This window comes from Bradyrhizobium sp. CCGUVB23 (genome assembly GCF_024199885.1).
GTDB lineage: Bacteria > Pseudomonadota > Alphaproteobacteria > Rhizobiales > Xanthobacteraceae > Bradyrhizobium.
In genome coordinates, this window is record NZ_JANADQ010000001.1 from 1,858,782 (window position 1) to 1,870,630 (window position 11,849).

Consider the following 11,849-nt stretch of genomic DNA (forward strand, 5'->3'; position numbering starts at 1 on the left):
CGAGAATTGCCATGTGATCATCTTCTCCATCAACTCCGAAATGTGGTAGTTGACTGAGGGCCCGCGTAGCCGTCGTGTCGGCAGTTGATGCTGTCTGCCAGCTAATGATCAGATGCTAGACCTGAAGTATCTAACCGGGCCATGATTTGGTTGTGAATTCCGCGCTCGCGTCTAAAGCGATTCACGATGGGGAGTGGTAGGTCACCGATTGGTAGGTCAATTTTTCGACGGCGTGCGTTTCATGTCGTTGTCATTCGGGAAGCGCAGGAGATGTATGTCCTTGCTCTGATCACCCAAAAAGGCAGAAGCGGCAAGAGCACGCTGGCGGTCGGAATTGCAGTCGCAGCGATGGGGAACGGGGAGCGCGTCGCATTTGTGGAGGCGGATCCACAAGGCACGATTTCAAAATGGAAAGAGCGGCGCGGCTATCCCTATCCGCGGGTCGTTCGGGTCTCCGATCCCGCCGAAATAGAAGGGGCGCTCGTCAGCCTTGCAGCTGAGGGAATCTGGCTTACAGTCATCGATACCGCAGCCACGAGCAATGCGCTGTCCGTGTGCGCTATCGCGAGGGCCGATCTTTGCCTGATCCCGGTGCGTCCGAGTCTGGCCGACATCGAAGCTGCGATACCGACGCTGATTGCTATTCGTAGGCTCAACCGCCGATTTGCTTTCGTCCTCAATCAGACGCCGCCGCGGTGCTGCCGCTTGAGTGAAGCTGCAACGTCGTTCAATTCGCTCGGGGTGCTTGCGCTTCCCTATGTCGGGCAACGCAATGACCACCAGGACGCGCTTGGGGCAGGATTAGGCGTGACCGAGTTTGCACAAGAGGGAAGAGCCTCGGAGGAAGTTCGTGAGCTGTGGCGCTGGGTCTTGAAAAAGCTTGTCGAGGGGGCGTTAGATCATGAGCCTCACGCAAAAAAGGCGGCGTGCTAGCCATACGCGCTGTGCGCGGCGCTCGCTGGTGGAGCTTACCGCGGCGGCGAGTCGAGCCGTTGACGATGGCCTGTTTGTGGCGTCCAGCGGGATTGCTGCTTCCAATCCGCGATTGGAGCACACGGGCGAGAAGACGTCTGATCAATCGATCTTTGCAAGGCAAGCGACGGCTCCGAGTCCCGTTGCGGTGCTTGAATCTCAGAATGCGGCGGCGCCGCGCAGGGACGAACTCCTAGATTTCGACACTACCACCGAGATGATGGCGAAGATCGCCAAGGAGTATCAAGACAGAGCTTTTGAAAATATCAAAGCCAGCCTGAATGCTACGTTGGACCATGCAAAGGACCTCGTAGAGACACGGGTGGAAGGAGAAGCGGCGTCGAAAGACATCGGCGCTTCCAGTCTTGAAAGCAATTTTTTGACCGTTCGCAAAGAAGCCGCAACGGAGTTCCGCGCGGATGCGGGCGAATTGATTGTGCAGAAGGAACCAGCCGACAGCGCAGGGCAGCCGCAAGTGCAATACATGCGGCGGCTCACTGACGAGGCGGTCAGATTGCTGGACGATCTTCGGAGCGGCAAGCTGGAGAATCAGGCGAACTTCATCCTGAGCGAATGCTTCAGAGAGGCTGCCAGCGCGTTCTCTATGATCAATCAGCAGCTCAAGCGCGACGGCTATGCCGCGAGCATTGATCCATCAATCTTCATTTGGCTTGCCAACATCACCGAACCGGAGACGCGCGACACCGGGACCATGCGGCTTGAGATCGTACCCAACCACCGAGGTCGTCCGAGCACGTACGCGCGCCATGTCGCTCAATTTATTTGGCACCTTGTCGAGGGGCAGGGCTGCCGGCGACAGGCCGCATATCGGGGGGCGCTCACGAAGTTCACCATAAGCGCGAGTTTCGCCGAGACGGCCTATGCCTTTTGGGAGCCGATCTTCAAACGGGCGGGACCGCACGTGAAGATGCTGAACCGCATTTCAGATCCAGAGTAAAGCTAAGCAGCGCGGTCATTTGGCGTCCGATTTGATTAAGGCCGCGGCCCCTGCGAGGACCGCCCGGCAACTTTGTCCGAGCTTTCCCTATCGTCCTTCACCGCCGCGCGGCCCATCACTTGCATGACCGCATCCGCAGCGAGCGCGCGCCGCTGTCGAACAAAATATAACGGCTGCGCCACAAAGCGACGTAAGCCGCTTCCGTTCTAAGAATGCTTGCCTGTACTTCAAGGCTCCATATCCTTTGCGTGAAGGATGGTGACGATCCGCTAACGGAGATGATCGCGAGGAAGATCATCAAGATTGCACAAACCGTTGTCCGTGACCCGGCGGAAATTGCGGCCCTTGTGATCAGAGAGCTCGAACTTCGGTAAGGCGAACACCGCCATCTGTGCAAGCTCGGCAGCCGTGAGGGATCAACAGCCGTGCCCTGGCCGGGCGCGGGCCTTGTTCAATTCGAACAGTTCGATCTTGAGCGCTTGGTCCCGGTAGTCGAGGGAGACAAGCGCATTGTGGGCGCACTGGCTGCGCCGGCTGTCGGTCTTGAGACCAATGTCAGCAATTTGACGCTACACGCCACTACGAAGTGCCTCAATAATCTGCGAATTCACTTCGGCACGTAACTTGCTCGGTTCACGGCATCATCACCAATCGCAGTGCGATGGTCTTCGGGACGGACTTGCCGCGCGTCGCTGCTAGCGTCTGGTTCGCCCCGACGATTTGCTGCGACGATAACTTAAGGGCGCTCGGTTGTGGACCGAGAAAATGCAGGGAAGTGTTGGATGCGATCTAGAGTTCTTCTTTTGGTAGCCGGTACAATTGGGCTCGTTGCGAGGGGTGCAGCGAATGCAGCAGACCTTGCGCCAGAAGTGAAACTGCCTGCTGCTGTGTGGAGCTGGTCGGGAGGCTATATTGGCGGGCACGTCGGCGGCGGCTACGGCCGAACCTCCTTCAGAAATCCGTACGGTCCGTCAATTTATGGGGGCGCCGTCGATACCCCAGTATTCCTCGCAGGCGGCCAGATCGGCTATAACTGGCAGAACAACGGCTGGGTGCTTGGCGTCGAACTCGATGCCAGCGGGGCTGTCTCAGAGGGCACAAATACTTGCCTCGCGCCGTCCGGCTTTCTCGTGAGCGCAAACTGCAAGGCAGGTCCCAACGTCTTTGCCACGGGGACCGGTCGCGTCGGTTACGCGTTTGGCGCGCTGGGCCACACCCTGGCCTATCTCAAGGGAGGCGTGGCTTGGCAAAACCATCGCGGTGACGTCGTCAACAATTTCGAAGGCGGCGGGCCACAGGAGAAAACCCATTTCGACTATGGCCGGGTCGGTTGGATCATCGGGCTGGGCGTCGAGCAAGCGCTTACCCCTGCGTGGTCCGTGAAAGTCGAGTATGACTACCTGCATTTCGGCGGACCGAGTATCGTAACTCCTCCGACTGTCCAGGCTCCGCCATTCGCAATTCTCCCGGCGAACACAACGGGCCTGTCCAGCAACTATCACATCGGAAAAATCGGATTGAACTACCATTTTGGCGCCGACCCGTGGACGCAGTGGTCCGATGCACCGTTGTACGCGAAAGCACCCGCCGTCGCGCCGCGAACGGCTTACGCCGCCGGTTGGTCGTTTGAAGGCGGATCGCGGCTTTGGCTCAGCCGCGGCCGATTCCAATGGGACGTTGGCGCTGTGCCAACAGATCCTAACATTCTTATATCAAGGCTCACCTACCACGGCCTCGACGGGCTTTCCGGGGAAGCATTTGGCCGTGTTGACAGCCCATGGGGAGTATTCCTGAAGGGCAATATTGGCCTCGGACGCTTCAACAAAGGAAACATGAACGATGAAGATTGGAGCGTGGCGCGGCGTTCCTATCTCAACACGATATCAGGACAAACAAGCGGGAGGTTCACCTATTACACGGCCGATGCCGGTTACGATCTCCTGCGCGGCTCCAACTACGAGTTCGGCGGATTTATCGGCTGGAGCTACTACGAACAGAGTTCCGACTCGAGGGGGTGTGTGCAGATCGCCAATCCGTCGACCACATGCTTGCCTCCCGGCGACGATAGGGTCATTGGCAGCCAGAACACTCAGTGGAATGCACCTCGTGTCGGCCTCAGCGCCGAAACCATGCTCACCGACCGTTGGCATTTGACCACGGACGTCGCTTACCTGCCCTGGACGGATTTCAAAGGGCGTGACAATCATCTCTTGCGCCCGACGACCACCTTCTCTGATCAACGCGGGAATGGTGGCGGCGGCGTCCAGATTGAAGGTGTGTTGTCCTACTTCATTACCAAGAATGTCAGCGTCGGCGTCGGCGGGCGCTACTGGGCAATGTGGACCAAATCAGACAGCCAAGCGACATGCACAGGCTGTGGTGGCCAGGGAATCGTTAGTCCGACTCAGTTTTCGAAATTCAGCATAGCGCGCTGGGGCACGTTCTTTCAGGCGTCCTATAGGTTCGATTGAAAGCGTTGCGTAAAAAACTGCGGTGCCCGAAACAGAGAGCGCATGGCTCTAGCTTCGCGCGAAGAAGACACCGCATTTTTCAAGCCGCCAACCGACCTTCTGGCGCTTTTTTCATCGAGTAGGGGCGCGGGCGAACCAAGACGCGGAAAGACTCCATTCAAGAGATCGGCATCAAGGTCGAGGCTATCGATCTCGATCAGGCGCGTTGTCACCGCTTTTCGCAATCGCGCGCCAGCGCATCGGCGTAGGACATACCGCGCCCGACCTTCTTCGCTTCGATCCGCCAGGCCCGATAAGCAGCGTTGAACCAGGCCAGCTCGCCGGTCGTGTTCGCCGCATCGATCACCACCTGGACGCGCCTGACCGCCAATTTCACGCGCGCCATCGCCGCATCGTGATTGGCCAGCGGGATATTCCAGCCGGAAGCAACGGCTCGCCGACCGGCGACGTGCCGATATAGATCGCGGCCACGCCGAAGATGATCAGGTACTCGCGCTCCGCGCCTTGGGGGATTTCAAATTCCATTCGCTTCCTCAGAACACCGGCACCAGCGCGTTGCGCAATGCGCGAGCGATGATCTCGCAGCCCTGGTCGCCTTCGGCGAGCTGGTTGGTGCCGCGCATACCTGTGCTTCACGCTCGCGCCGACGAGCTGAGCAGCCGGCCGATGAACTCGCCGACGCTGCCGAGGTCCGTCAGATCGCACCGGCCGGGATACTCCAGCTCCAACCAATTCAAGATCAGCCCATCAATGGGGACCCGCACGATCTTGACGCCCTTAAGCATGCGCGCTCGTCGTCGCCGTCACCTGTTGCAAACTGTTGCAGTTCGCTGCAGTTGGCACCTTTTAGCACATCATCACGCAGACGTGACGCATGCGCTCAGGTGCATATGCGGCTCACTTTTGGTGAGCACGGGTGTGATCAGCGGAAAAGAAAAGGGCTCCGTGCGGAGCCCATTTCGCTGACAGGAACGGGTTCGCGTTTGGCGCGATCAGCTCGCCTTCGCTAACTCGACAATGTTGCTGTCGGCGATCGGCGCGGGCTCGTGATGCAGCAGCGCCGCGCGCGAAATGTCGTCCGAGTGATCGGTGATGTGCTTGCTGTAGGTCCACTCGATCTCGGCCACGCTTGTGTCATGTGTCGCGGCGACGATCCGGATAGGCGACCCGCCGCCGGATGGTTGTATTCCATGAAGAGCGCCAAGGCGGTGTTGCTCCCGACGCAGGGGACCTTGCGCGTTCAGACCCTAACTATCGTTATCTGTCCGATAACGACGAGAACCTTATCAACTCGGCTCTCGAGGCCGAGGTTGGACGGTACCCGGGCCCTGATTGAACGATTGGTGCAGACGAACGGGCAACACATAGCACATCTCGACGACCTCGTCCCTGATCGGCGGGCTTTACAAATCCGTCTCAGGAATTATCCCGGCCCAGGTTGATGGGTAGCCGGAGCGGCTCTCGCCACGGTCGCGATCGATCGCCAACGTAAGCCGCAACGTGCGGGAGGTTCATAAGAGCCCACTTAGCCCGCGCCAGATGGATGACAGAGCACGACTGCGGGCATTTCTTGCGTGGAGAAGCGACGGGCTTGAGGTGAACGCCCACCAAATCGAGGAGACCCGGTCAAACATTTGGCCAACCGGCCCTGGATACCCGGATTTCCACATTTGCTCTGCAAGGCGCCGCTCGTCAGGACCGCACACGTCACAATAGATTGCGGTCGTTTTCGGTGAAGCGTGGCCAAGCCATCGTTGGATCAGATGCTGGGGCACCAGATTGGCGGTCGCATTGACGCCAAAGCCATGCCGCAGCCCCTTTGGCATCGCCGCTCCTTGGCTCACCTCGGCCATGGCCATCACTTCCTTGACTCGCCGCCAGGCGGTGGTCCGGCTCCAGCGCCAAAGGCGCGTTGCAGCCTTAATCGGATCGCGCTGGCGGACGCGGATGTCGAAGCTGCGGTCAAGGTCTCGAATCAGCCTAGGGGGTAGCGGCACTTGCCGCACGACCCCGACTTTACGACGTTTTAGCGTCGTGGATGGAGACCACGCGGCTGTCAAGATCGATGGAGGCGGGCGTAAGCGCGAGGATTTCGGAGATCCGGCCACCGCTCAGCAATAGGGTCAGGCAGAAGAGGCGGACTTCCGCAACGGCCTGAGTGCTGGCCTTGACAAACCGTCGTCTCTCGACGGCATTCACGTATTTAGGGTCGCCAACGCGGCCGCTTGGCCTTCCCTTGATGCGGTTGGGATACTCGTGCATGGCGACCTCGGTTGGAACCGTATGGCCCGAACTGTTGCACGAGGTATCTCCTTCTTTTTGCTGCGAGAGCGCGTGCATTAGGCGAATTGCCCAGGAACTTTAGCGCGGTTTCTACCGTTATTTCAACGGCATTGTTCGCGACTGAAACAGTTCGGGCCATTCCGTTTCACCGCAAAATCCGAAAGCAAAACCAATACACACGGCCAACCGGGGTCGCGCGAGCGAAGGCGCTTGGCCGGGCTTGCTGCAAGGTATGTCAGCACGGGGTGCGTTCAGGTCGTCGGAAACATCCTGAAGATTATTTTCTATCTCGATATTTTCCTCCGGCCGCGCAAACGCTACCGCATACCCGTGTTGTCGCCACCGCTCCTGCCAACGCGCGCGCCGAGGCGGATACCCCGTATCGTCTGGCTGACCAACTACACAAGTGACGTGACGCTTTCGATTTATGTGAACTATCTGTTCAATCGCTATCTTGCGCCGACGCATGAATTCAGATTTTGCGACGATGCGGCATGCGAAGCGTTCGTCAGGAGCCGCCATTCGGAGCTGGTCGAGACGTATCTGAGCCTGCAAATTGGCGCTGCCAGGGCAGACCTTTGGCGCGTTCTTGTGTTGCTCACCCACGGAGGGGTGTACCTCGACATTGACGCGGCATTTTCTTGGCCGCCCGAATATTTGCTACGCGCTGATCAATCCGCACTGTTCGTGCGCGCGAAGGATGGACGTTTGACCAACTACTTTCTTGCCGCCGAACCCGCGCATCCCGTCCTGACCGCGGTCGTCGGTAAGATGGTGGAAAACATAACGTCCAACGCCATTAAAAGCGTCTACGATATGACCGGACCGACCGTGATCGACCTTGTTGCGGGGAATTCCCCGGTGCCGATCGAACCGTTCCGGTCGGTTTGCCGGCAAGGTCAGTTCACCCGAAAATCCTTTCAGTATCCGGAGAACCTGAAAGGCTATTAGGCGCGAGAGCAGGAGAAGCGGCCGATCGTAATGAGGAAGGGAGCGGATGCCGAAGGTCTGGAAGGCTGAAGGGCCGGATCATGAGGCCACGGATGCGGCCTGAGAGAGGGGCATAGGTTTCAGATTCACGAGAAAAGGAGGCGCTCGACCAGCGCCCTTTGGACGGCACTGGATATTCTCGACGATGTATCCAGCCTTGCTGGCCGGTTAGAGCGCCTCGCTCAAAGATGATCTGGATCCGTTCGACGACTGGTCGCCTTGCCCACCGCCCAGCTAGCGAGACCGTTCCTGCATTTTGAGCCAGGTGGGGTAGTCAAAGTGGTAAGGCTCACCCCACCCCGTATTGATATGAGCTCTCCAGCATTGGGCAATCTCAATATCGATGATTTCTTCGCGCGAGAGCCCAAGGCAGGACGCGAATGTGTTCTCCGGCTTCGGCGGCTCGTTGTCGCTCATGTCATTCCTCCGGATCGAAGTGCACGACATATTGGGAGCCAAAGCACCGTTGTCCATGCGAACCCGCCAACACTACGAACTTTCCTGGCGCTCACCGGCGCAGGACTCGGACTCATAAAGGCGCAACCATCGCCTGATTGACGCGAGTTGAACGAACGCTGTTTTGATCCTGCTGAAGAACCGTTCGACTCTCGCCGCACCCACCTATCTAGCTGACATCAATACCGCATCCTCGAAGATCACTTCGCCATCGACCATGGTAAGCAAGCTGGTCGTCATCGGGATTTGCGGCGTCGGCACCGTCAGGACATCCTGCGAGAGCACTGCAAGGTCGGCGGCAAAGCCGGGCGCGAGCCGGCCCCTTAGCTTTTCTTGCCCTTCTGCGTAAGCGCCTCCCGACGTATAAGCGGTCAGCGCCTGCTCGCGCGTCAACGCTTCCGAGGGATCGTTTGGCACAAGCACGGCCAGCATCAAATTGAGAAACGGGTTCTGCTCCTTTACGCCACCATCGGAACCAAGCGCCAGCGGAATGCCTGCGGTGACGAAGCCCTGCAACACTCTGGAGTGATCGGGGATTTTTTGTCCCCCGGTCGGCGGAAGGGCAAGGTGAGTCGGATTCTGGATCACGACCAGGCCCAGTTGCGCCACCTTCTCGAACGCGTCGGGACCGATGCCGTCGCCATGCTCGATGCGAACGCGCTTTTCGCGCCAGGCCGCGGCGGGCGCAAGTTCGGTCATCATCTTCAGCACACGGTCGGTTTCAGCATCGCCAACGACATGCAGCGCGAGCTGCGTCGGCCGCGTCAATCCGAGCTGCAGGATCTCACGCAATTGCGCGTCGGTGAAGTCAGACCGCCCGCGCCATCCGGGACGAACGACATAGTCTGCGCGCTGCACGGAATTCTGTTCGATCGGCGTGCCGTCCAGCACCCATTTCGGACCTTCGACGCGGACTTTCGGCAATGTTCGGTCGGCGACCCGGTCGATGGCCGCCCACGCGTCGGGAACGCTACGGCTACCAAAGCTGCCCCAGGAGTAGATCGTCCATTTCTGCAGCGGTTTTGCGATGCCAAGCCCGGCCAGCGTGACCTCGAGCGACTTGTTATCGTTCATTAGGTGGATCGAGGTAACGCCCCAGCGGGCGTAGCGTTGTTGCGCTTCACCCAGCAGGGCGGCGAGGCGCTCCAGATTCGCGGGCTGGATGCGCCGCATGATCGTCTCGGCCTCGTAGCCTCCGCCATCGAGGCGTCCGCTTTCGTCGCGGCCCCACCAGCCGCCTAAGGGATCGGCGATATCCTCGGTAATGCCGAGCCGGCGAAAACCCTCGCTGTTGGTGATGTTGACATGTCCCCAGAACGCCCTGAGCAGCACCGGCGTGTTGGGCGCGACGGCATCGAGCGCCTTGCGCCAGTTGCGGCGGTCGCGCGCGATCTGAGGGCCGATTGTGGCACTGACCCAGTCGGTGCGGGTCTTCGCCGCCTGTTCGATCGCCGAGAGCAATTGCTCTGCGGTCGGCCCGGGAAACGGCAGGCCCGGCATGGGCACCGGTGGCGTTGGAAAGGCTTCGCCGAGGTGAACATGGGCTTCGGTCAGCCCCGGTGTCACCAGCCGTCCGCCGGCGTCGATGATTCGGGTGTTCGGTCCGGCCAACGCGCGGGCCTGCTCGTTGGAGCCGACCATGAGGATACGACCATCCTCGATCGCGACGGCCTGGGCATAGGGTAGCGCCGGATCGGCGGTAAAAATTTTGGCGTTGACCAGGATCGTCTGAGGGGCAGCGAGCGCGGCCGAGCTGACCAAAAGAAGCGACAAAGCTCCGACGCCAAGGTGCCGGATTGATCCGCCAATAGATATAATTCCCATGACATCCTCCCGCTGTGATCCCCGTGCGTCGTCCTGACCCGGATCGGGACAGGCGCCGGCCGAAGCTCGCGGTGGTAAGCTTGGCCCTCGCGGGTCTTGCGCGTCATGAAGGAACGCTGAAGAATTGCTGAAACTCTACCGAAGTGGCCGGATTTCCCGCCTCTTCGGCCGGCCAGCTCGGAAGGAGGACATCCGCATGTCGGCGGAGCGGTACTTGATCGGCGACGCCACGCTCGATCTGTCGCAGGGCTGCCTGCGCCGCAACGGGGCTGACGTGGCATTGCGTCCCAAGAGTTTTGCACTGCTGCATTATCTGGTGACCCATGCGGGCCGCCTCGTGAGCAAGGACGAATTGCTGTCGAAGATCTGGCCCGGCGTGATTGTGACGGAAGATTCGCTGACACGCTGTATCAGCGAAGTGCGGGCGGCGCTGGAAGACACCGGCCAGACTGTGGTCAAGACGGTATCGAAACGGGGCTATATCTTCGCCGGGCCGGTTACGTTGTTGGACGACGACGCCGTCAGCGAGCCGGCCGCCGGGCCGATTCCGGCGGCTCGGCGCGACGTTCGACGCGCGGGCTGGATGCTGCCGCTGTTCGGACTTGCCGGGGTGCTCGCGATCGCCGGGGTGATCTGGTCCACGATGTCCTGGCGGCATGCGCCGGTGCCGCCGCGCCTGTCGCTGATCGTCCTACCATTCTCGAATTTGAGCGCGGACCCGGCCCAGGATTATCTTGGCGACATCATCACCGATGAGTTGACGACGGCCTTGTCGCGGCTGCGCGGCTCGACTGTGATTTCCGCCCGCAGCGCTTTTACCCTCAAGGACAAGCCGGTCCATATCAAGCAACTCGGCGCCGATTTCGGCGTCAGTTACGCGCTAGAGGGCAGCGTACTGCGCAGCGACGGGTCGGTGCGCATCAATGCGAGGCTGGTCGACGCGCAGAGCGCGAAAACGCTATGGTCCGACCAGTTCGATGTGCGGCGCGCTGAGCTGCTGCAGACCCAGGACGACATCGTCACGCGGTTGGCAAGCGCGCTCCATGTCGAACTCGTTCGGGCCGAAACGGGGCGCGTGACCGCTGTCGCGAATCTGGATGCCGAGGACCTTGCGATGCGGTGCGAGGCGGCCTCGTACCGCCTCGGCGCGGCCGCGGCCTCGACCTACGAGCTCTGCGAACGGGCGCTGGACATGGACCCCCGTAACGTACGGGCGCTGATTCGGCTCGCGTCCTACTACGCCTCGCGCGTCTCGCGAGTTCAGAGTCCGAACCGCGCCGCGGATTTGCAGCGGGCCGAGAGCCTCGTCAACCGCGCGCTCGAAATCGACCCCGGTTATTACGCGGCTTACTGCCTGAAGGCCATCGTGCTGGAAGGAACCCATCATGTGCGGAATGCGGTCGTTGCCGCCGAACGTTGCCTAGCGCTGAATCCGAGTTATGCGGGAGCGTACAAAATCTTGGCGTTGCAGTATTTCTTCCTCGCCGAGCCGGACAAGGTGCTGGAATATGCCGAACACGGCATCCGTCTCAGTCCGCACGATCCCGAGACCGCGATTTTCCTGCTGCTCAAGGGCTGGGCGTATTTCCTTATGGAGAAGGACGACGAGGCCCTGGTGTGGCTGCGCCGCGCGGCGGCGGCCTCGCCCGAGATTCCGACAATACTTGCCGGGCTCGCGTCCTCACTGGCGCTCACGGGACACGACGCCGAGGCCCGCGCGACGCTGACGCAATATCTTGCGCTCCCCGCGACGCTGACGCGAACGATCGCGCAGTGGGATTACGTCCCGGACGCCAATCCCGCTTTCATGAAATTTCACCTTCGGTTCAAGGAAGGGCTGCGCAAGGCCGGAATGCCGGAGCGCTAGGCGAAATACACTCGGCCAAGCGTGGCTA

Annotated in this window: 13 protein-coding genes; 5 read left to right on the forward strand and 8 right to left on the reverse strand. The window is 60.2% G+C overall.

Annotated elements, in window-relative coordinates:
* The first annotated feature begins 270 nt into the window (after positions 1-270).
* The 3 genes from NLN62_RS08660 to NLN62_RS08670 all read left to right on the forward strand — a co-directional run bounded on the left by NLN62_RS08660 (position 271) and on the right by NLN62_RS08670 (position 4,401).
* Entirely contained in the window at positions 271-933 is a 663-nt protein-coding gene (locus NLN62_RS08660) for a ParA family protein (RefSeq protein WP_254108395.1), read from the forward strand.
* A complete protein-coding gene (locus tag NLN62_RS08665; protein ID WP_254108396.1) occupies positions 902-1,930 on the forward strand; it encodes a hypothetical protein in 1,029 nt (342 codons plus the stop codon). The genes NLN62_RS08660 and NLN62_RS08665 overlap by 32 nt, the downstream gene beginning before the upstream one ends.
* An 869-nt stretch (positions 1,931-2,799) precedes the next feature.
* Positions 2,800-4,401 (forward strand): outer membrane beta-barrel protein, encoded by a 1,602-nt coding sequence (locus NLN62_RS08670; protein ID WP_254108397.1) that lies wholly within the window; start codon positions 2,800-2,802, stop codon positions 4,399-4,401.
* 208 nt (positions 4,402-4,609) lie between these two features.
* Here the strand turns inward: NLN62_RS08670 and NLN62_RS08675 are convergent, their stop codons facing one another.
* The 6 genes from NLN62_RS08675 to NLN62_RS08690 form a co-directional block, all read right to left on the reverse strand.
* Positions 4,610-4,786 carry a hypothetical protein gene (locus NLN62_RS08675; RefSeq protein ID WP_254108398.1) on the reverse strand — a complete coding sequence of 59 codons (177 nt, stop codon included), beginning with the start codon at positions 4,784-4,786 and terminating at the stop codon, positions 4,610-4,612.
* Positions 4,774-4,926: a hypothetical protein gene (locus tag NLN62_RS08680; RefSeq protein WP_254108399.1), complete on the reverse strand. Its 153-nt coding sequence runs from the start codon at positions 4,924-4,926 to the stop codon at positions 4,774-4,776. Before NLN62_RS08680 ends, NLN62_RS08675 begins: the two co-directional genes overlap by 13 nt.
* A 107-nt stretch (positions 4,927-5,033) precedes the next feature.
* A complete protein-coding gene (locus tag NLN62_RS08685; protein ID WP_254108400.1) occupies positions 5,034-5,186 on the reverse strand; it encodes a hypothetical protein in 153 nt (50 codons plus the stop codon).
* 207 nt (positions 5,187-5,393) lie between these two features.
* Complete coding sequence (locus tag NLN62_RS52935; protein ID WP_256575899.1) at positions 5,394-5,528, reverse strand: hypothetical protein; 135 nt, start codon at positions 5,526-5,528, stop codon at positions 5,394-5,396.
* 384 nt (positions 5,529-5,912) lie between these two features.
* Positions 5,913-6,509, reverse strand: coding sequence for a tyrosine-type recombinase/integrase (locus NLN62_RS53350; RefSeq protein WP_371932937.1), 597 nt, complete (start codon positions 6,507-6,509; stop codon positions 5,913-5,915).
* Complete coding sequence (locus NLN62_RS08690) at positions 6,418-6,663, reverse strand: hypothetical protein (RefSeq protein ID WP_254108401.1); 246 nt, start codon at positions 6,661-6,663, stop codon at positions 6,418-6,420. The genes NLN62_RS53350 and NLN62_RS08690 overlap by 92 nt, the downstream gene beginning before the upstream one ends.
* Positions 6,664-6,894: 231 nt before the next feature.
* Between NLN62_RS08690 and NLN62_RS08695 the strand changes: the two genes are divergently transcribed.
* Positions 6,895-7,635 carry a glycosyltransferase family 32 protein gene (locus NLN62_RS08695; RefSeq protein WP_254108402.1) on the forward strand — a complete coding sequence of 247 codons (741 nt, stop codon included), beginning with the start codon at positions 6,895-6,897 and terminating at the stop codon, positions 7,633-7,635.
* Positions 7,636-7,908: 273 nt separating this feature from the next.
* On the opposite strand, the gene NLN62_RS08700 is transcribed toward NLN62_RS08695, so the two are convergent.
* On the reverse strand, positions 7,909-8,091 hold the full coding sequence (locus NLN62_RS08700; RefSeq protein ID WP_254108403.1) for a hypothetical protein: 183 nt from the start codon (positions 8,089-8,091) through the stop codon (positions 7,909-7,911).
* 204 nt (positions 8,092-8,295) lie between these two features.
* Complete coding sequence (locus tag NLN62_RS08705) at positions 8,296-9,954, reverse strand: amidohydrolase (RefSeq protein ID WP_254108404.1); 1,659 nt, start codon at positions 9,952-9,954, stop codon at positions 8,296-8,298.
* 214 nt (positions 9,955-10,168) lie between these two features.
* Here NLN62_RS08705 and NLN62_RS08710 point away from each other — a divergent pair, with 214 nt between their 5' ends.
* Positions 10,169-11,821, forward strand: coding sequence for a winged helix-turn-helix domain-containing tetratricopeptide repeat protein (locus tag NLN62_RS08710; RefSeq protein ID WP_254108405.1), 1,653 nt, complete (start codon positions 10,169-10,171; stop codon positions 11,819-11,821).
* Positions 11,822-11,849: the final 28 nt, after the last annotated feature.